Annotated in this window: 23 protein-coding genes; 9 read left to right on the top strand and 14 right to left on the bottom strand. The window is 71.6% G+C overall.

From position 1 onward, the window contains the following. Positions 1-66: 66 nt before the first annotated feature. Both ACFYZE_RS22715 and ACFYZE_RS22710 read right to left on the bottom strand, forming a co-directional pair. Positions 67-522 (bottom strand): hypothetical protein, encoded by a 456-nt coding sequence (locus ACFYZE_RS22715; RefSeq protein WP_388996918.1) that lies wholly within the window; start codon positions 520-522, stop codon positions 67-69. A gap of 76 nt (positions 523-598) precedes the next feature. Next, positions 599-1,465 (bottom strand): alpha/beta fold hydrolase, encoded by an 867-nt coding sequence (locus ACFYZE_RS22710; RefSeq protein WP_388996915.1) that lies wholly within the window; start codon positions 1,463-1,465, stop codon positions 599-601. 88 nt (positions 1,466-1,553) lie between these two features. Here ACFYZE_RS22710 and ACFYZE_RS22705 point away from each other — a divergent pair, with 88 nt between their 5' ends. Further along, on the top strand, positions 1,554-2,012 hold the full coding sequence (locus ACFYZE_RS22705) for a MarR family winged helix-turn-helix transcriptional regulator (RefSeq protein ID WP_388996912.1): 459 nt from the start codon (positions 1,554-1,556) through the stop codon (positions 2,010-2,012). A 257-nt stretch (positions 2,013-2,269) separates the two neighbouring features. Here the strand turns inward: ACFYZE_RS22705 and ACFYZE_RS22700 are convergent, their stop codons facing one another. Together ACFYZE_RS22700 and ACFYZE_RS22695 are read right to left on the bottom strand one after the other, a co-directional pair. Then, positions 2,270-2,530 carry a hypothetical protein gene (locus tag ACFYZE_RS22700; RefSeq protein WP_388996910.1) on the bottom strand — a complete coding sequence of 87 codons (261 nt, stop codon included), beginning with the start codon at positions 2,528-2,530 and terminating at the stop codon, positions 2,270-2,272. Positions 2,531-2,691: 161 nt separating this feature from the next. Next, the gene (locus ACFYZE_RS22695) at positions 2,692-3,084 is read right to left on the bottom strand and encodes a helix-turn-helix domain-containing protein (RefSeq protein ID WP_388996907.1); all 393 of its coding nucleotides are present in this window, start codon (positions 3,082-3,084) and stop codon (positions 2,692-2,694) included. 231 nt (positions 3,085-3,315) lie between these two features. Here ACFYZE_RS22695 and ACFYZE_RS22690 point away from each other — a divergent pair, with 231 nt between their 5' ends. The 4 genes from ACFYZE_RS22690 to ACFYZE_RS22675 all read left to right on the top strand — a co-directional run bounded on the left by ACFYZE_RS22690 (position 3,316) and on the right by ACFYZE_RS22675 (position 6,653). Next, positions 3,316-3,531, top strand: a complete 216-nt coding sequence (locus ACFYZE_RS22690) for a hypothetical protein (RefSeq protein ID WP_200422987.1) — start codon at positions 3,316-3,318, stop codon at positions 3,529-3,531. Between the two features lie 207 nt (positions 3,532-3,738). Further along, a complete protein-coding gene (locus tag ACFYZE_RS22685) occupies positions 3,739-3,957 on the top strand; it encodes a hypothetical protein (protein WP_200422986.1) in 219 nt (72 codons plus the stop codon). Positions 3,958-4,036: 79 nt separating this feature from the next. Then, a complete protein-coding gene (locus tag ACFYZE_RS22680; RefSeq protein WP_388996903.1) occupies positions 4,037-5,926 on the top strand; it encodes a hypothetical protein in 1,890 nt (629 codons plus the stop codon). Positions 5,927-5,978: 52 nt separating this feature from the next. Continuing rightward, on the top strand, positions 5,979-6,653 hold the full coding sequence (locus ACFYZE_RS22675) for a hypothetical protein (protein WP_388996900.1): 675 nt from the start codon (positions 5,979-5,981) through the stop codon (positions 6,651-6,653). A 172-nt stretch (positions 6,654-6,825) separates the two neighbouring features. Here ACFYZE_RS22675 and ACFYZE_RS22670 read toward each other — a convergent pair whose 3' ends face one another. Continuing rightward, positions 6,826-7,293 (bottom strand): peroxiredoxin, encoded by a 468-nt coding sequence (locus ACFYZE_RS22670; RefSeq protein WP_388996897.1) that lies wholly within the window; start codon positions 7,291-7,293, stop codon positions 6,826-6,828. A gap of 361 nt (positions 7,294-7,654) precedes the next feature. Between ACFYZE_RS22670 and ACFYZE_RS22665 the strand changes: the two genes are divergently transcribed. After that, positions 7,655-8,473: an SAM-dependent methyltransferase gene (locus ACFYZE_RS22665; protein ID WP_388996894.1), complete on the top strand. Its 819-nt coding sequence runs from the start codon at positions 7,655-7,657 to the stop codon at positions 8,471-8,473. Positions 8,474-8,533: 60 nt separating this feature from the next. Here the strand turns inward: ACFYZE_RS22665 and ACFYZE_RS22660 are convergent, their stop codons facing one another. Both ACFYZE_RS22660 and ACFYZE_RS22655 read right to left on the bottom strand, forming a co-directional pair. Next, positions 8,534-9,454: a helix-turn-helix domain-containing protein gene (locus ACFYZE_RS22660; RefSeq protein WP_388996892.1), complete on the bottom strand. Its 921-nt coding sequence runs from the start codon at positions 9,452-9,454 to the stop codon at positions 8,534-8,536. 98 nt (positions 9,455-9,552) lie between these two features. After that, positions 9,553-9,783 carry a DUF397 domain-containing protein gene (locus ACFYZE_RS22655; RefSeq protein ID WP_388996890.1) on the bottom strand — a complete coding sequence of 77 codons (231 nt, stop codon included), beginning with the start codon at positions 9,781-9,783 and terminating at the stop codon, positions 9,553-9,555. Positions 9,784-9,970: 187 nt separating this feature from the next. Here ACFYZE_RS22655 and ACFYZE_RS22650 point away from each other — a divergent pair, with 187 nt between their 5' ends. From ACFYZE_RS22650 to ACFYZE_RS22640, 3 genes are all read left to right on the top strand, one after another. After that, entirely contained in the window at positions 9,971-10,444 is a 474-nt protein-coding gene (locus ACFYZE_RS22650) for a hypothetical protein (RefSeq protein WP_388996887.1), read from the top strand. A 273-nt stretch (positions 10,445-10,717) separates the two neighbouring features. Further along, positions 10,718-11,227, top strand: coding sequence for an ATP-binding protein (locus ACFYZE_RS22645; protein WP_388996884.1), 510 nt, complete (start codon positions 10,718-10,720; stop codon positions 11,225-11,227). A gap of 61 nt (positions 11,228-11,288) precedes the next feature. Beyond that, entirely contained in the window at positions 11,289-11,561 is a 273-nt protein-coding gene (locus ACFYZE_RS22640) for a hypothetical protein (RefSeq protein WP_388996881.1), read from the top strand. 93 nt (positions 11,562-11,654) lie between these two features. Here ACFYZE_RS22640 and ACFYZE_RS22635 read toward each other — a convergent pair whose 3' ends face one another. The 7 genes from ACFYZE_RS22635 to ACFYZE_RS22605 form a co-directional block, all read right to left on the bottom strand. Further along, positions 11,655-12,086 carry an ATP-binding protein gene (locus ACFYZE_RS22635; protein ID WP_388996879.1) on the bottom strand — a complete coding sequence of 144 codons (432 nt, stop codon included), beginning with the start codon at positions 12,084-12,086 and terminating at the stop codon, positions 11,655-11,657. A 108-nt stretch (positions 12,087-12,194) separates the two neighbouring features. After that, positions 12,195-13,952, bottom strand: coding sequence for a PP2C family protein-serine/threonine phosphatase (locus ACFYZE_RS22630; protein WP_388996877.1), 1,758 nt, complete (start codon positions 13,950-13,952; stop codon positions 12,195-12,197). Further along, positions 13,949-15,019, bottom strand: coding sequence for a SpoIIE family protein phosphatase (locus ACFYZE_RS22625; protein ID WP_388996875.1), 1,071 nt, complete (start codon positions 15,017-15,019; stop codon positions 13,949-13,951). The genes ACFYZE_RS22630 and ACFYZE_RS22625 overlap by 4 nt, the downstream gene beginning before the upstream one ends. Then, positions 15,016-15,411: an anti-sigma regulatory factor gene (locus tag ACFYZE_RS22620; RefSeq protein ID WP_388997262.1), complete on the bottom strand. Its 396-nt coding sequence runs from the start codon at positions 15,409-15,411 to the stop codon at positions 15,016-15,018. The genes ACFYZE_RS22625 and ACFYZE_RS22620 overlap by 4 nt, the downstream gene beginning before the upstream one ends. A gap of 47 nt (positions 15,412-15,458) precedes the next feature. Next, complete coding sequence (locus tag ACFYZE_RS22615) at positions 15,459-15,878, bottom strand: STAS domain-containing protein (RefSeq protein WP_388996873.1); 420 nt, start codon at positions 15,876-15,878, stop codon at positions 15,459-15,461. Beyond that, positions 15,875-16,774 carry an STAS domain-containing protein gene (locus ACFYZE_RS22610; RefSeq protein WP_388996870.1) on the bottom strand — a complete coding sequence of 300 codons (900 nt, stop codon included), beginning with the start codon at positions 16,772-16,774 and terminating at the stop codon, positions 15,875-15,877. Before ACFYZE_RS22610 ends, ACFYZE_RS22615 begins: the two co-directional genes overlap by 4 nt. Positions 16,775-17,121: 347 nt before the next feature. Next, positions 17,122-17,499 carry an anti-sigma factor antagonist gene (locus ACFYZE_RS22605; protein ID WP_388996867.1) on the bottom strand — a complete coding sequence of 126 codons (378 nt, stop codon included), beginning with the start codon at positions 17,497-17,499 and terminating at the stop codon, positions 17,122-17,124. Positions 17,500-17,743 lie beyond the last annotated feature (244 nt).

Genomic DNA, 17,743 nt, shown 5'->3' with positions numbered 1-17,743 from the left:
TGCCTGTGCGGGCACTGGAGCCGCTGCAGGCAACGTTCGCCCGGGGCGCTGGTGCCTGTTGCGGCACTAGCTTCGGACGGCGCGCGCCAGCCACGGCGTGAGCGAGGCTCGCAGGATCAGCTCCTTGTACGTCTCGTCCCCGGGCAGCGGCACGGTCAGCCACTGACCGGGCGGGAAGAGGCGGCCCGTCACATAGGCCAGACCGCCGTAGACGGACCGCAGGAACGCCGGGACCACGTCCCGGGGGAGATCCTCGAAATCCACGCCCTCGACGGTGATCTGCGCGTCGTCGTCGGGGAAGAGCCGGACGGTGACGGCCGGTGAGCCTCCCAGCTCGACGAACGCCTCGTGCGGCAGCGAACCGTCCGGATCGAGAACCGCGAACGCCCCGGCGGAGGCGCGGCGGGAGGTCTGGTCCGCGCCGATGTCATGAGTGACGGTCATCGCCAGGCCGTACTCCCGCGCGATCTCACGTATCGCCGTGACGGCCGACTCGGTGGTGGGCAGATGCGGATGCCTCATGGCCCGTCACAGTAGCGGGTCGGGTCGGGTCGGGTCGGGTCGGGGCGCTGCGCCGCTCGGCGAGGGCGGACGGCACTCAGGCGAGGAAGTCGAGGACCAGTCGGTCGATCTCCTGCGCATGGGCGAGAGGCAGCGTGTGATGGGTCGCCGAGGGCAGCACATGGATCCGCGCATGCGGCGCCCGTTCCCGTACGCGCTCACCGATCGTGCGGGTGTCGTGCGCGCGGCTGCGGGCCGCCAGCACCACCAGCAGGGGCACTGCGGAGCGGCGCAGGAGTTCCGGGTCGGGCGGGCGAGGATCGACGATCTTCGGGATGTACCCGGCCGTGCCGCGAGCGGTCACTTCCAGCCACCCCTCGTCCAACGTCGTCCCACCCGTCTCCCACTCCAGAAGCCCGCGCGCCGCCCGCTCGCTGGGCTTCAGGAACAGCGGCGCGGCTCGCAGCAGGTACTGCGCCCGGTATCCGCCGAAGCAGCGTGTGGGATCCAGCAGCACGGCCCCGCTCACCCGCTGCGGCGCGTGCAGGGCGTAGGTGAGCGACAGCCAGGCCCCGTAGGAGTGCCCACAGAACGCCGCCCGCTCGACCCCCAGTTCGGCCAGCACCTCGTCCAGCCATGCCATCAGGTCGCCCTTGTCGCGTGCCACGCGACCGTCCGCGACGCTCCGTCCGGCCTGGCCGATGGTGTCCACCGCGTGGATCCGGTACCGGGCGCTGAGCCTGCCGACATCGGCGAGCCAGACCGTCGACGTGGCGCCGCCGCCGGGCAGCAGGACCAGCGCCGGTGCGTCGTGCGGGCCGCAGGAGTTCACCCGCGTCGTCCCGTACGCGGTCGGCACGTCGACGGACTCGACCGGCACCGGCCAGCGCCCCAGCACGGCGTCGTACGCCGACAGAAAGCGCTCCTCGGCTTCCGAACCGCGGAAACGCGGCGCAGCGGACATGGGACCTCCCCCGGTCGAAAGGGCATACGAAGCTGCCTCACTCAACGATATACTCACTCACTGAGATATCCCAACGGAAAGGCGCCACGTGGACCACCGGGACCCGCGTCTGCAACTGGTCCACCTGCTGCGCGGCATCACCGTCGAACTCGACCTGCTCGGCGCCGAGTTCGCGGCGCGGAACCGCTTGCACCCCACAGATCTGCGGGCACTGATCCACCTGCTCGACTTCGACCGGACGGGGACCGATGCCACGCCCGGTCGACTGGGTGCGCAGCTGGGACTGAATTCCTCGGCCGTCACGGCCGTCGTCGACCGGCTGGAGCGGCGGGGCCTGGTCGACCGCGCACACGACCCGCGCGACCGGCGCCGGGTCCTGCTCACCGTCACCGACCAGGCGACCGACCTCGGCTGGTCCTTCTTCGGGCCGCTGATCAGCCGGCTGGTCGCGATGGAAGACCAGTTCGACGAGAACGAACTGGACGCCGTCCGCCGCTTCCTGCAGACGGCGCAGTCCGTCCTGGTGGCGGCGCGTCAGGAGAAGTGACCGCCTGACCGATGGTCCTGGCCGCCGCGATGCGGCCAGTGCCACACCGCACCGGCCAGGGTGCCCCGGAAGACCAACGGCACGACCAGGCCGGGGATGCGGGCCGGGCTCATTGTCGCGCCGGCGGAACGGAAGGACGGTGCAGGGGCGTTGCCGTGGCTTGATCGTGCCTCTGTTCGGCGTGCGGCCCATGATCTGGGCACCTGGAACTGTGTACGAGCGGGTTCCCCGGGGCGCCCGGCGGGCCCCGGCGCGGCTCACTCGCGGTAGACGGTGAGCACGGCCCCGTTGATCTCGATGCGCTGAGGCGTGGGGCCCTCACCGCGGCGCAGCAGGGCGAGGCACTGGTCGAAGAGGGCCAGTTCCTCCTCGCTGAGCACGGCCGCCGCGAGATCGAGGAGTTCCCCGATGGCCGCGTCGGTGAGGTCGGCCGGCAGTTCGCCGGAGAGCAGGACCACGGACTCTCCCGTCGGTCCCTTGACGATGGCGGTGGTGGGGCCGCCGTGTACGAAGAGCAAGGTTCCCCCCAGAGGACCTGGGGCGTGCGGCTCACGGGGCCCCAGGCAGGAGGAGAGACTAGCGGCGGATCATGCGCGTTCGGGTGGAAGTGACGTCTTCTGGTGCAAGTGACCGGTGGGACGGGAGTCCGCTCGCCGTACCCCCGCTCGCGCGGTCGCGCTCAGGACGCGTCCGAGGACCGGCCGAGCAGTGACTCGACGAGGGCCGCGACATGGCGGCGGTCCTCGGCCGACAGTCGCTGCACGCTCGCGATGAGCACGTCCACCTCGGGGTCTCCGGAGGCCTCGGACGCGGGCACCGGTTCGGCGGCGGGGGCGTAGAGGTGGATGCCGCAGGCCTCGGCGGCGGCCCGGCGGATCGTGTCCAACGGCAGACCCAGACCCTGGGCCAGCCCCTCGAGGGTGGCCGGCTGCGGCATCCGGGCCATGTGATCGGTCGTGGCGAGGTGGTGCACCGTCGAGCGGGGGATGCCTCCGCGGCGGGCGACGTCGCCGTACGACCAGCGCTCACTGTCCAGCCGGTCGCGGATGATCTGCTGCAGTGCGTTGGCCACCGATGGTCACTTCCTGCTCGCCGCCGGGCGGAACTCTTCCGCGTCGGATCATTCTAGGGGCGACTTGGGTGCGTGACGGAAGGTGTTCTCCCGAACCGCTTGCGTCACACCGGCCTCGGCCCCTAGTGTCCAATCTCGTTGGACAGTCCGTCCGACGGAGTTGGACACGATCCGGGGGGACCTGACCGTGTCCGACGGCATCGCATTCCGAATCCCGAGGGGGAATCGACCATGATGGATCCGCGTGAGCTGGACGCCGAGTCCGCCGAGCTGCTGCCGGGCCGCGAGGCCCTGGGCCGGCTGAAGTTCAGCTTCGGCAAGACGGTGAACGTCACCAAGCACGTCGCCAACGTCTCCGCGCACAACGAGTCGGCCGCGCTCAACGACCACTCGTCGTGGTCGGTGGCGGACTCCGGCGCCGCCCAATCCATCAACATCACCCAGTGATCCGGTGCCGCACGGCCCGGCGCCCCGGCACCGTGCGGCACCCGGTACCGCCGCGGCGACACCTCACCACACCTCCGCTCGCCGCGGCGGTACCACCACCGGGCGGCAATACCTGACGACTTGTCACCTCACACCGGCCGGGCGGCGATCTGCGTCCGCCCGGCCCCACCACGCCGTACAACGAACGTCTTTGAGAAAGGACACGCCATGAGCATGAACGCCCACGAGCTGGACGCCGAGACCGCGGAGCTGCTGCCGGGCCGCGAGGCCCTGGGCCGGCTGAAGTTCAGCTTCGGCAAGACGGTGAACGTCACGAAGCACGTCGCCAACGTCTCCGCGAGCAACCAGTCGGCCGCGCTCAACGACCACTCCGCATGGTCGGTCGCCGAGTCCCAGGCCACGCAGTCCATCACCATCCACCAGTAACCCCCGTACCACGAGGGCACGTTCCGCGGACCGCGCCGGGGGCAGGCGCGGTCCGCACCCGGGGGGAGGAAAGGCGCACATGACGCTGCTGGGGGACAACGCCGCGGCACTGTACGACACCGGACCGGTGCCGGGGCCAGGGGGAATCCCGGTGACGTACGAGCAGGTCGCCACCGGCGACCTCCCCGTCGTCGGCCCGGAGAAGCCGCTCGTACCGCGGCTGAGCGGCGGGCTCCAACTGCACGGCGAGTACCAGGGATCGGGGTTCACCGAACCCAGGTACATCGCCCGTCGGGGGGACGGGCAGGTCGTGCAGCTCACACGGCTGCTGCATCTGGTCGCGTCGTCGATCGACGGCAGCCGCGACCTCGAGACGATCGCCCACCGGGTCAGCGCCCGGTTCGGACGCGAGGTCAGCGCGGGCAACATCCGCTATCTGATCGAGAACAAGCTGGAGCCGCTCGGCGTGACGGTCCCCGAGGGCCAGGAGGACGACCAGGTCTCCGCGCCCAGATCGGACCTGCTCCTCGCGCTCAAGGGCCACCGCGTCCTGTTCGACGAGCGGCGCGTGGCGAAGATCGCCCGCGCGCTCGCCTGGCTGCACCGCCCCCTCGTGGTGGCGGCCGTCCTCGCGGGCATCGCCGTCCTGGACGTGTGGCTGTTCGTGTTCTTCGGCGCGATCACCCCCGTGCTGCAGGTGCTGGACCAGCCGGTCCTGCTGCTCGTCGTGTTCGTGCTGACCGTGGCGTCCCTGGTGTTCCACGAGTTCGGCCACGCCTCCGCCTGCCGCTACGGCGGCGCCCGGCCCGGCTGCATCGGCTGCGGACTGTTCCTGATCTGGCCCTCGATGTACACGGACGTCACCGACGTCTACCGCATCGGCAGGGGCGGCCGGCTCCGCACAGACCTCGGCGGCGTCTACTTCAACGTCGTGTTCATGCTGGCCATGGCCGGCGCCTACGCCCTGAGCGGCCAGGCCTTCTTCCTGGCCGCCGTCTATCTCGGCCACTTCGAGATCCTCGAACAGCTCATGCCGGCCGTACGCCTCGACGGCTACTACATCCTCGGCGACCTCGCCGGAGTCCCCGACCTCTACGGCAAGATCAAGCCGATCCTGCTGAGCCTGGCCCCGGGGGCTGCGGGGCGCAGGGCGCGTGCCGAGGTCGCCGCGCTCAAGAGGTCCGCGCGGGCCATCGTCGCCACCTGGGTGCTGACCATGGTGCCGCTGATCATCGGCGAGCTCGGCTACGCGCTGTGGAACCTGCCCCGGATCACCACCACGATGATCCGCTCGCTGACCGAACAACTCCTCGGCACCGGCGGCGCTTTCGCACACGGTGAGATCGCGGCGGGCCTGATGGGCGTGGTCGGCTGCGTCATGCTGCTGTGCCCGATGGCCGGCGTGGTCTACCTGTCGGTGAAGCTCGGCGGGCGCCTGTGGCGGGGAGGGGCGAAGGCGACGGCCGGCCGGCCACGGCTGCGCCTGGCGCTGTGCGCCCTGGTGCTGGCCGGCCTCGGCGGTCTGAGCTATGCCTGGGTCTCGGGTCTGACCCCGGCACCGCTGCCGAAGCAACCGCCGATCGCCCCGATCCTGCAGCCCGGCGTGTCCACCTCGCCCCCGCCCGCCCGGCACGCCACGCTCCCGGACCAGCACACCACCGCACCGTCGGCCACGGCCACCACCGTGCCGTCCGGCACGGCGTCCCCGAACGCCTCGGCCGATCCCTCGGCCACGGCCGGCCCGTCGACTTCGGCGAGTCCGCACCCGAGCGACTCCAAGGCGTCACCGCAGGGTCCGGCCGCCCGGCCCTCCGGCAGTCCCGTCACGAGCGGGCAGCCCCCCGCCTCCGCCTCCGCGGGGTCCGGTTCCGGCTCGCCGTCCGCGCCGTCGTCCCCGGCCGACAGCCCGTCCGCGCCGCCGAGTTCGAGCGCGCCGCCGGCCGTATCGCCGTCGCCCACCGCCTCCTGATCGCCCCGGCCAGGGCCCGGGGTCCAACGACACCACTCCAGCGGGAGACCATATGAACCAGCACCGCAAACCCCGTCCGCCATCCGCCCTCACCAGGCGGGCCGTCCGTGTCGGACTGTTCGCCGCCGGGGCGGCCGGACTCGCCACGGCCGTCCCGGCGCAGGCCGCCACCGGGACGCCGCACCACACCGCGGTCGCCACCGACCAGACGTTCAGCCGCGCCGACTTCCGGCACCACGCACAGGCCAGGGACTCCTTCACCGTGCGCCAGCTCGGCACGGTCGACGCCGCGAGCGTGCGCAACCAGGCGAACGCCGTAGGGGTGGGCTGCTCGGTCGACGACCACTGCCGTTCGGTCGCGCTGTCCTTCCAGATCGTCACGATGGCCGGGGAGCACACGCGTCTCACGGCGGTCAACCGGGGCGACGCGGTCAACGAGCACTGTGACGGCTGCCAGACCCTCGCCGGCGCCTACCAGTTCGTCGTCTCCACCCCCCGCCCCTTCACGCTGGACCAGGAGACCCAGCGGCGGCTCGCCGACATCCACCGGCGGCTGGACGCGCTGACCCGCTCGAACCTGCCGGCCACCGACCTCAAGAAGCGTGCCGACGCCCTGGCCGCCGAGGTGAACACCGTGCTGCGCGACGCGGTCGCGAACGCTCCCAAGGGCGATGAGCGGCCCACTGTCACGCTCCACCGCCACCTGGACGGCTGGCCCGCCCACTGACCGGGCCGGCCCGGGCCGCCGCCCCGAACCACGGGGCGGCGGGCCTTCTCCAGGCCGGCCAGGGGCGGCGTGCCGATCCGGCCCGCACACGGACCGGCCCGGGCCGCTCGCTGCCGAGCGGTCCGGGCCGGTCGAACCACCTGCGGTGCCTCGCGGGTCGACGCACCGCCCGTCAGCTGCTGCGGGCGCGCAGCGCTGCCAGCGCACGGTCGGCGTGCGCGCTCATGCGCAGTTCGCTGCGCACCACCTCCAGGATGGTGCGGTCCTGGTCGATGACGAAGGTGACGCGCTTGGTGGGAGCCAGGGAGAAACCCCGTCTGACCCCGAACCGCTCCCGAACGGTGCCGTCCGCGTCCGACAGCAACGGGAAGCCGAGCGTGTGGCGTCCGGCGAACTCCTGCTGCCGGTCGACGGCATCCCCGCTGACACCGACCGGTCGCGCGCCGACGGCCGCGAACTCGGCGGCCAGGTCCCGGAAATGGCACGCCTCGGCGGTGCAACCCGGGGTGAGGGCGGCGGGGTAGAAGAACAGCACGACCGGCCCGTCGGCGAGGAGTTCGTCGAGGCGTCGCTCCGTGCCCGTCTCGTCCAGCAGAGTGAAGTCCTCCACCTTGGCGCCCACGTCGACACGACCCGCCATCACTGGATCTCCTCGTCCTCGCCGATGCAGGCGCCCGTCCCCGGGGCCCGCCCGGGCTGATCCTACGGGGACGGTCCATCGGGCGCGCGGCGGGGTCCACTGCCGTCGGCGCCGAGGCCGCGCCGGGGCGGTGACCTCGAAAGGCCGGGTCTCGAGGTCGGCGACTGGCTGCACCTCGACCCGGAGGGATGCCGCGCACAGGTCACGGCAATCCCTTCCGTCCTCTTCAGCAACACGGGCGAGTGGTAGCGGAGTTGGCGCGGCGTCATTCGTTCGGGGACTGGCACCGGCGAACAGCGGTTCCCTAGGATGGTGTGCCCGCCGAGCCGGTTCGTGGGCGCGGCCCGGATCTGGGGGAACGATGCAGTCTGGCAGGCAGTTGTCCACCTCGATCGACGCTACGGTGCCGACGGCCGCCCGTATGTACGACTACTACCTGGGCGGCAAGGACAACTACGCGGCCGACCGGGCCGCGTGTGAAGAGCTCGACAAGGTCGTGCCCAGCACGAGGGCGCTCGCGTTGAACAACCGGCGGTTCCTGCAGCGGGTCGTGCGGACCCTGGCGGAGGAGTACGGCATCCGTCAGTTCCTCGACCACGGATCCGGACTGCCCACCCAGGACAACGTCCACCAGGTCGCCCAGCGCATCGACGCCGCGTCCCACGTCGTGTACGTCGACAGCGACCCGATGGTCCTGGTGCACGGCCGGGCCCTGCTGGAGCAGGACGAGCGCACCGTCGTGATCCAGGCCGACATGCGGGACACGGAGACGATCTTCACCCACCCGGAGACCCGACGCCTGATCGACTTCTCGCAGCCGGTCGCCGTGCTCTTCAACTCGGTGATGCACTGCATCCCGGACAGCGAGACCGACGGGCCACCCGCCCTGGTCCGCCGGGTGGCCGACAGGCTCGTGCCCGGCAGCTTCATGGTGATGTGCCAGCTCGTCAGCGAGGACGCCCAAGTCAGGGACTTCGTCACGGACTTCATGGACCAGGCCACGCAGGGCCACTGGGGGCGCGTACGCCAGGAGAAGGACGTGGAGGCCTGGTTCGACGGCATGGACATCCTGGAGCCTGGGCTGGTGGAGGTCTCCACCTGGCGGCCGGACTCCGAGGTCGCGCCCCGCCAACTCACCCAGGAATGGATCGAGTTCGGGGGAGTGGGACGCATCCGCTGACGGGCCCCACACCGGGAGCGTCCGCGCCGCCCACGACCCCGGTCACCCGGCCGGGTGACGTCAACCGGCGGGGTAACGCTCCTGAAGGGTCGTGCGCAACAGGGCCAGTGACTCGCGCGGATCGAGCGCCTCGTCGGCGAGCCGGTCCAGTACCACCCGGTACTCCTCCGTCTCGTCCCGGTCCTCCAGGAAGTTGGCGCTCCTGATGTGCTCCAGGTAGACGATGTCCGGCAGGTCCACGCCGGCGAAGCGGAGATAGGTGACCGGGATCGCCGGGGCCGACGCGTTCGTCACGTCCAACGGCACCACCTGCACGGTCACATGCGGACGCTGCGCCATCTCGACCAGGTGCTCGAGCTGCTCGCGCATCACCTCGCGGCCGCCCAGCACCCGCATCAGCACCGACTCGTCGACGACGGCCCACAGTCGAGGAGCGTCCGGACGAGACAGCAGCTCCCGCCGCCGCATCCGCAGCTCCACCCGGCGCTCCACCTCGGCGGCCGACGCCGTCGGCAGGCCCCGCTCCACCACGGCCCGGGTGTAGGCCGGTGTCTGCAACAGCCCGGGTACGTACTGGATCTCGAAGGTACGGATCGCGGTGGCCGCCTCCTGCAGCCCGACCAGGCGGTCGAACCACTCGGGCATCAGCCGCTTGTCGTAGCGCTGCCACCAGCCCGGCTCACCGGCTCGCCGCAGCAGCTGGACCAGCACCGAGGCCTCGTGGTCATCCGCCTGGTACAGCCGCAGCAGCGCATGGACGTCGTCTTCCGTGGGAGGCCTGCGCCCCTTGCCGGCCTCGATGCGCGACAGCTTCGCGGGGCTGAAACCGAGTGCCCGCGCCGCCTGCTCCTGGGAGAGGCCGACGTCCTCGCGCATGCCCGCCAACTGCACGCCGACCAGCATCTTCAGAAGAGTCGGAGCGGGCTGGGTCCGGGTGAGATACGGTTCGAGACGGGAGAGGCGGTGCGACGAGGCGGACATCCTGACTCCCGGTCAGCCGACGGACAACAGACCCTCATTATCGCATCCGGTAGCGCCCTGTCGCAGGGGACGGCAGGACCGAACCGACGGGATCCGCCTCACAGCAGGTGATCGAACTCCCCGTCCTTGGCGCCTGCCAGGAACGCGGCCACCTCGGCGGGTGTGTACACGAGGGCGGGTCCTTCCGGATCGCGCGAGTTGCGCACCGCGATGGCCCCGTCGGCCAGGCGGGCCAACTCGACACAGTTGCCCTCGGCGTTGCTGTGCCCGCTCTTGATCCAGCGGGCGTCCAACGAGCCCGCCTGCACTCCGTTCGGCACTGAAGGCACCGCAGTCTCCTTCCGTTCTCCGTCGTGCAATTTCCCATGCAATTGCACAACGGTACTGACTGCGTGGATAATAGCGGCGACGTCCACCGCTTCACAGCCGTCCGCGTGCTGACGTCGCATCAGGACGGTGCCGTGTCGTAGCAATGCCGTGTCGTTCTTGGGCCCCACACTGTCTGCGGGAGTGGAAATGGCCACATCACTGAAGGACCTGGGGCACGTGCCGTGGGACTCCATCAAGGACTCCAGCGGCTCCGCCGAGGCCATCCCGGTCCTGCTCCACGACGTCGCCCGGGGCGACGAGCCCACCGCCCGGGCGGCACTCGGCCACCTGCGCGAGCGCATCTGCCAGTACGGCTTCGTCGTCGACCAGGCCACGGCGGCCACGGTCCCGTTCCTGTGGGAGCTGGCCCGGCTTCCCCAGGTGACCTGCCGTGTGGAGATCCTTCACCTGCTGAGGAGCATCGCCGACGCCCACCAGTGGGAGAGCACCGCCTCCGCCTACCCCAAACTGCTCAACTACCCCCAGGACTACGTGGGGTGGGAGCGTGCGGCCCGCCATGCCGTGCGCGCCGACCGGGGGGTGCTGCGCCAACTGCTCGCGGAGCAGGACGTCGAACTCGTCGAGGCCGCCGCCGAACTCGCCGCCGCACTGGCCGGCTGAGGTCTCGCACCGGCCGGCAGAGGCCTGCGGACCGATCGCCGGGGGCTGCCGAACGGTCGCCAACCCTGCGAGTCGGTCGGCCGAGGCCGGCAGATCCGGCGCCAAGCATTTTTTCGCACTCATGGCTCGCCCACGGACGGGTATGCGTGGGGCGATGAACGAACGACACCACGCCACGCCGACCCTCGACACAGGCTCCGAGGCCCGGTGCCGTCCCCGCGACGCCACGGGACCCGCAGGTCTGCCCGACTCCTTGCGCGCGCGATGAAACCGGTGGACCTTCCCCCGCGGGACGGCGGGAACCCGGGAGGAGCCGACGAGCGCGACACCAGCACCCCCGTGGGTCCGCGGCACGCGCACACGCCCGACGACGTGCGGCAGAGCGATCCGTCCCCGCCCGGCGGCCCGGTGACCAGCGCGGCCACGGCGCGCGCGTACGTGCTCGCGGTCGTCCGGGGCCACTGGGCCACCGCGCCCGTGCGGCCCACCGAGCAGGCCGTCACCGACCTGCTGCTCGTCACCTCGGAACTGGTGTCCAACGCCATCCGGCACGGGGGCGGGCTCGCCGGTTTCGAGGCCGTCCCCACGCGGGAGGGCGTCCGCCTCGTCGTGCGCGACCGCAGCCCGGACATCCCCTCCGTGGCGTTCGGTACGGGCGAGCTTCCCAACAGGCAGGACAGGGGTGGGTTCGGCTGGCCGTTGATCATCAAGCTGGCGCGCGACATCGTCATCGAGTCCCACGTGGGCGGCAAGTCCGTCAGCGTGCTCGTGCCACTCGGCTGAATCGTGTTTCCAAGGGCGAAGCGGGGCAACGCGGAACAGGACGCCCTGTGAAGGAGCCCACATGATCGCCGTAGCCCTGCTCATGCCGGTGTCCATGCTGTGCCTCGTGCTCGCGCTCGGCAGCTATGAGGAACGCCTGCTCACCCCGGGCGGCACCAGGAAGGCCCGCGGCGCGGGACGCCGCCGGCTGCGCGTCGTGCCCCGCTCCTCCCCGGACGGTGCCGACACCGGTTCCCGGGTACGCGAGAAGCCCACGGCGCAGAAGGCCGGAGACACTCGGGCCGCCGCCGGTACCACCCCGGACGGCTCCGGGTCGAGGTGGCGGGCGGCCTGATCCCACGGACCGCCCCACGCCCACCCTTGGGTCGCCTGACGGCACGGCAGGAGGCTCACGCCTCGGCAGCGCGCGAACCGAAGGGGCCGCGCGCTACCAGGGCAGGAACACGTGCACGTCCTTGCCGTCCGCCTGGACGACCACGCTCACCTGGTGGCACAGCGTGTGCACCAGGTGCCAGCCGATGCCCCCGCTCTGGCCCGGCTTGAAGGGGCGCGGTGCCGGAGGCGTCGTACTGGTGTCGTGCAGCGTCACGTGGACACCGTCGTACGTGGGACGCATCCGCAGGCCGAACGGCCCGGGCGCGTACTGGACGGCGTTCGCCGCCAGCTCGTCGACCACCAGGAGTATGTCGTTCCAGTACTCGGGACTCGTCGGAGGCGAAGCCCGCGCCAGCCGTCGCAGAAACTCCTCGGCGGCCAGCCGTGCCCCGGTGACATCGGGCAGGTCGCCGCCGAAATCCGCCACCAGGGCCTCGACCGTCTCGAACGGCCAGGCCTTGTCCCAACGCGGCTCGGTTGCCATGCCGTCCTTCCCCCGGCCGGCACTCCGGCCGGTTCTCGTCGTTCGTCGCGCTGTCGCCCGGCCCCCCTTATGACGGTTGCCAGAAAGCCGAAGGATACGCATCCAGGATCACGGCACGGGCGGCTCCCCAGCGGTCCCGGCGGTCTCGCCGTCCACATGGCACAGCAGGAGGCACACATCGTCCTCGCCCTCCGAGTCCCTCAGCATCGGTTCGAGTACCCGGTCCGCGGCGCCCTCCAGACCGCCGTTCGGGTCCGGCACGGCGAGCGTGGACATCGCCTCGGTGAGACGCTCGATGCCCGGGTCGATGCCGTAGGCCCGCCGCTCCACCAGGCCGTCCGTGTACAGGGCGAGCGTGGAGCCGGGCGGCAGGGGCACGGTGTGGTCCTCGATCTCCTGCTGCACCGGAACGCCCAGCATGGCGCCCGGCTTGGCGTCGAGGGTGTGCACCCGGCCGTCGGCCGTGCGCAGCACCGGGGGCGGATGACCGGCCGCGGCCCAGGTCAGCACCGGTTCGCCGGGTCGGAAACGGGCGATCACGGCGGTGGCGTACAGGTCCGGCTGGAGATGGTGCAGGAACAGGTGCAGCCGGGTGAGGAGCCGGCCCGGGCTGCCCCCGTCGACGGCGTACGCGCGCAGGGCCGTCCGCAGCTGGCTCATCATCACCGCCGCGTGCAGCCCGTGCCCCGTGACATCGCCGATGACCGCGATCAGGCTCCCGTCGGGCTGCCGGAAGGCGTCGTACCAGTCACCGCCGATGTTGAGACCGTGGGTCGCCGGCAGATAGCGGGCGGCGAGCTGGAGCCCGGGGGTGACCGGCAGCTCGGTTAGCAGGGCCCGCTGCAGCGTCTCGGCGATGTCGCGGCTGTGCTCGAAGCGCTGCGCGTTGTCGATCGCGATGGCGGCCCTGCGGGCCAGTTCGATCAGCATGACGGCGTCGTCCGGATCCCACCCGTCGCCGGGCGGGGTGAGGGTGATCACGCCGAGCGGCACCTGCCGGGCCGAGAGCGGCAGGCACAGCAGCGGCCGGGTGGGGTGCAGGGCGGAGGGCGGCCGGTCCTCCACGCCGGGCAGACCGCCCGGCTGGGGCGCCGCGTACTGCGGGCGGCCGGTGCGGGCGGCGAGCACGGCGGCGGCCGGACGGGGCGCGTGGCTCGGCTCCGCCTCGCCGTCACCGAGCAGCCATACGTCGGCGGTCCGCGCGTACGTCGGGGTGAGCAGCTCGGGGAGCAGGCGCACGATCTCGTCGTGGTTCAGGGACGCCGTCAGTGCCGCGCTCGCGTCGGCGAGGAAGGTGAGCCGGCGGCGCGCCTCCTCGGCCTCCGTGCGTGCGGCCCGCTCTGCGGCGAACAGCTCGCGCTGTGTCTGGCCGGCGGCGTCGAGCTCGGCGTGCAGCGCGAGGACGCCCTGGTTCGTCTGGTGCAGCTCCTCACGGTGGAAGGCGACCAGCGCCTCCTGCTCCGTCAGCGCGTCCAGGACGCGCGCGGTGTCCTCGTCGGCGCTGAACAGCGCCTCGGCAAGGGCCGGCGGGGAGGCGCGCACCGCCACCGTGTCCGGCCGGCCGCCCGGCTCCGGTGCCGGAACCTGCGCCTGCCACGTCGGTTCCTCGTGGGGGCGCTCGTCCGGGTCGGGGCGGACGGTGACCCGCAGCCTTGGCTGGTCATCGCCCCGCGACGGGGGAGCGGTCCCGAGGGTCAGCCGCCAGGCGCCGCCCTTGGTGAGGCATTGGCGCAGCTGCTCGGTGAGCGCGGTGACCAGGCGGGTGCGGTCGACGACGGAGACACCGAGATCGGCCGCGAGCCGGGCGGTGGCGATCCGGGCCCGGGCGGCATCGACGGCGGTGATGATCTGCCACGTGTGGGTCATGGTTCACGCTTCGGCGGTGTGGGGGACAGCACGGTCACCGTGGTGTCGTCGCGGACGGGCCGGGCGGCACTGCTGGCGTCCCGCACGATCACGGCGGCCGTCACCCCCGGGTCCAGCTCCGCCGAGAGCACGTCCTCCCGCAGGGACCACCGGCTGGGCAGTCCGTCGCTGTGCAGGACGAGAAGACAGTCGGGCGACCAGGGCAGCCGCTGACAGGGGATGTGCGCCGGTCGGTGGGCGCCGACTATGCCGGGATGGGACAGCAGGTGCTGCCAGTCACCGCCGGAACGGAACCGCGCGCCGATGTTGCCGATGCCGGAGAAGGCCAGACTCCCTTCTGCCAGGTCGACCTGGGCGACCGCGACAGCGGCGCCCCGGGTGCTGCGCAGCGCCGTGTGCAGGACGCCGAGCAGCTCCGCCGGCGACAGATGGGCGCTGGCCCGCAGCTGCCGGACCGCCGCGTCGGACGCCTCGGCCGCGGCCGGGCCGTGCCCCAGTCCGTCGGCGAGGAGCAGCGTGACCCGCTCCCCGAACCTCACACACGCCCAGGCGTCGCCCGATTGGGGTCCCGCCAGGGCGATGTTGACGCCGCCGGCCCGCACCGGGGCGTGTTCCTGCCGGGCGTGCCCGTACCGGCGGCGACCGGACCCGGCCCTTATCCGGGCCAGGGCGATGGTGCCCCTCCCGGGCGCGCTGTGCAGGTCGAAGTCGTCCGCTATGCGCCCGCAGGTGCCGAGTCCGGCACCCAGCGAGGACGTGGTGGAGAAGCCGTCGCCCAGCGCGGCCGCGAGATCGGGGATGCCCGGGCCGTGATCGATCGCGACGATCTGCAGCGCCGGCTTTCCGGCGGCCACGTCGGAGGTGAGGTCCGCGTCCACCGTGTCGATGAGGATCCGGCCACCGCCGGCGTGCTTGAGCAGGTTGGTGGCGAGCTCCGTGGCGACGAGCACGGCCGCGGCCGTACGGCCGTCGTCGAACCCCGCGTGCCCGCAGGTGTCCTGCACCGCCACCGTGACGTCCCGGACACGGGTCGAGTCGTGCACGGGCACGTCCCAGACGCGGGTCATCGAACTTCCTCGCGGGGCCGCGGCGGTCCGGCGGCCCAGCAGATCACGCTGACCCGGGTGCCTTCGCCGGGACGGGAGTCGATCGAGAACTCGTGTACCAGCCGCCGGGCTCCGCCGAGCCCGAGGCCGAGACCGCCGCCCGAGGTGTAGCCGTCGGTGAGGGCCCGCTCGATGTCGGGGATGCCCGGTCCCTCGTCGACGAAGGACAGGCGCAGCCCGCGGGTGCGGCCGTTGTCCAGGAAGGCGATCTCCACCCGTCCGCCTCCGCCGTGGACGAGTGTGTTGCGTGCGAGCTCGCTGGCCGCGGTGATCAGTTTGGTCTGCTCCACCAGCCCGAAACCGATCTCGGCAGCCGCCTGCCGCACATGCTGCCGCACCCACGCCAGATCCATGTCCGTGCGGATGGGCAGGCATGTGGTGACGCGGCCCGATGTCTCCGTCACGCGTTCTCCTGGCGTGCTGGGCCGTGGGACAGGGGCGTGGACGCCCGTGTCAGCATCCGCAGTGCGTCGTCGGTGTCGAGCGCGGTGCGCAGACCGGGCAGCGTGAGGCCGAGTTCGACCAGGGTGATGGCCACCGCGGGACGCATGCCGGCCACGACGGTCTCCGCGGCGAGCAGCTTGGCGCTCGCCGCGACCTCCGCGAACACGCGTCCGAGGAAGGAGTCGACGATCTCGACACCGGAGACGTCTATGACGACTCCGGTGGCGGAACTGCCCGCGATCGTCTCGCTGATGTCCTGCTGCAGCTGTTCGGCGGCCTTGTCCTCCAGTTCGCCCTGAAGGGTGACGAGCAGAACGTCACCGAGCCTGAGTACGGGGACGGAAGCACCCGTCGGGTCCTGGAAACCGCCGGTCACCGCTGGCCTCCTCCGTGGGCCGCCCGGTCGACGATCACTGCGCCCAGCTCGTGGAGGGCGTAGGCGAGGGCGTCGGCCAGGCTCGCCCGGGTGATGACCGTGCCCAGGTCGATCCCCAGATGCACGATGGTCTGGGCGATCGCCGGCCGGATACCGGAGACGATGCACTCCGCGCCCATGAGGCGGGCCGCCGCGACGGTCTTCATCAGGTGCTGCGCCACCAGGGAGTCCACGGTGGGCACTCCGGTGATGTCCAGGATGGCGAACCTGGCCTGCTGGGTGACGACTGCCTCCAGCAGGCTCTCCATCACGACCTGGCTGCGGGCGCTGTCCAGGGTGCCGATGAGCGGCACGGCGACGATGCCATTCCACAGTTTGATGACGGGCGTGGCGACTTCGAGGAGTTGCAGCCGCTGCCGCTCGATGATCTCCTCGCCCGTGCTCAGGGCGGTCTCCATGACGAGCACCCGCAGCGTGCCCAGCAGGGCGGTGAGCGCGACGGCGTGCGATCCGCTCGCCTGGCCGTCCGCCCCGGACAGTTCGGCGCTCAGCAGCTCCCTGACCGAGGGGCCCAGGGCCGCGACCTCGTCGGCGATCTGCGACGGCGTCGCGCCCGCCCGTGCCCGCGAGGCCGCCATGCGCGTGAGCTGTTCGCGCATCCCCGCGAAGCCCGGGGCCCGAAGATCCTCGATCCGTCCGGAGGCGGCCACCGCGGCGAGCGCCTCCACCAGAGAGCCTGCGGCTTCCACGGCCTCGTCGCGCGACACCGTGAACACCGTACGGAAGAGCGTCTGGTCGGCCCAGCGCTGAGAGATCTGCTCCCGACGGCGTAGCAGGAAGTCCCCCACGACCCGTGTCGACGCTCCTGGGTTCGTTGCCGACTCCTGGTCCGTCACGTCCCTGTCTCCTTCGTACGTACCCTCCCCCGACGGCTGGGGAGCCTGCCCGGAGAGCGCGGTTCCTTGTCGCGCGACCACTGTAATCATGGGAGATCACCCTCGGCACCCGAGGGCGCCCTGGAGATCATCCAACGATCGGGGGATCCAGCCAACTGCCGTCCGTATACACGGCGTCGGACCGTTGAGGGCGGGCGACGACGAACACGGAGACCACACGGGCGGACGACGCTCCCCGACCGAAACGCGCCAGTTGACCGGCCGTCAGCACACCCCGCCGCTCACCGGTCTCGTCGGCGCACCCGCGGCCCGGCCCGGCGCCTCGGAGCGACGCCCCGCCCACGAGCCTAGGGCCGGCTCAACGCGTCGCCCGTGTCGTCCAGTGCGTCCTGAACGGTCTTGTAGGACGGCACGGTCAGGCTCACCCCCGTCAGGTCGAGGATCCGCTGGACGGCCGGGGCGGGGTCGATGAGACCGATCGAGCCACCCACCTGACGGGTCTCCTTGTAGGCGTTGAGAATGATGTTGATGCCGGACGAGTCCATGAACGGCACCTCCGACAGGTCGAGCAACAGATGCTGCCGGCCGTGGTGCATCTGGTTGGCGAGGTGGTGGTGCAACTCCGTCGCCGTGTCGACGTCCAGGAAACCCTTCACAGTGACCAGCGCGACATCCTCCCGGGGCATCGTCACATCGATGGAGAGCGGGGTCTGCTCAGCCGACACAATGTCCTCCCATCCGTACGGTGTGGCGGGGCTCGCCTACCCCGGGGCGGACAACAGATGCACCGCGACCCGCGCTCCGGAGGTGATCAACATCTCGCTGCCGGAATGGCACCCGACAGCGAGTTCGCCGCCGAGTACCCCCTAAACCTCCGCCTACACCCGGCCCTCACGGATGGGTGAAGAAGAAAGCGGAAATCGGCCACGCATACTTCCCGGGAAGCCGGGCACCAGCACCTCAGACCGC

It is taken from the genome of Streptomyces sp. NPDC001796 (genome assembly GCF_042892355.1).
GTDB lineage: Bacteria > Actinomycetota > Actinomycetes > Streptomycetales > Streptomycetaceae > Streptomyces.
This window is presented reverse-complemented; position numbering and strand designations above follow the sequence as displayed.

Coding starts and splice junctions, on each gene's coding strand:
- ACFYZE_RS22680 (WP_388996903.1), top strand. CDS start 4,037: ATGACGCTGCTGGGGGACAACGCCGCGGCACTGTACGACACCGGACCG.
- ACFYZE_RS22715 (WP_388996918.1), bottom strand. CDS start 522: ATGAGGCATCCGCATCTGCCCACCACCGAGTCGGCCGTCACGGCGATA.
- ACFYZE_RS22630 (WP_388996877.1), bottom strand. CDS start 13,952: ATGACCCACACGTGGCAGATCATCACCGCCGTCGATGCCGCCCGGGCC.
- ACFYZE_RS22690 (WP_200422987.1), top strand. CDS start 3,316: ATGATGGATCCGCGTGAGCTGGACGCCGAGTCCGCCGAGCTGCTGCCG.
- ACFYZE_RS22620 (WP_388997262.1), bottom strand. CDS start 15,411: ATGGATCTGGCGTGGGTGCGGCAGCATGTGCGGCAGGCGGCTGCCGAG.
- ACFYZE_RS22635 (WP_388996879.1), bottom strand. CDS start 12,086: ATGGCAACCGAGCCGCGTTGGGACAAGGCCTGGCCGTTCGAGACGGTC.
- ACFYZE_RS22640 (WP_388996881.1), top strand. CDS start 11,289: ATGATCGCCGTAGCCCTGCTCATGCCGGTGTCCATGCTGTGCCTCGTG.
- ACFYZE_RS22650 (WP_388996887.1), top strand. CDS start 9,971: ATGGCCACATCACTGAAGGACCTGGGGCACGTGCCGTGGGACTCCATC.
- ACFYZE_RS22665 (WP_388996894.1), top strand. CDS start 7,655: ATGCAGTCTGGCAGGCAGTTGTCCACCTCGATCGACGCTACGGTGCCG.
- ACFYZE_RS22675 (WP_388996900.1), top strand. CDS start 5,979: ATGAACCAGCACCGCAAACCCCGTCCGCCATCCGCCCTCACCAGGCGG.
- ACFYZE_RS22685 (WP_200422986.1), top strand. CDS start 3,739: ATGAGCATGAACGCCCACGAGCTGGACGCCGAGACCGCGGAGCTGCTG.
- ACFYZE_RS22670 (WP_388996897.1), bottom strand. CDS start 7,293: ATGGCGGGTCGTGTCGACGTGGGCGCCAAGGTGGAGGACTTCACTCTG.
- ACFYZE_RS22625 (WP_388996875.1), bottom strand. CDS start 15,019: ATGACCCGCGTCTGGGACGTGCCCGTGCACGACTCGACCCGTGTCCGG.
- ACFYZE_RS22660 (WP_388996892.1), bottom strand. CDS start 9,454: ATGTCCGCCTCGTCGCACCGCCTCTCCCGTCTCGAACCGTATCTCACC.
- ACFYZE_RS22710 (WP_388996915.1), bottom strand. CDS start 1,465: ATGTCCGCTGCGCCGCGTTTCCGCGGTTCGGAAGCCGAGGAGCGCTTT.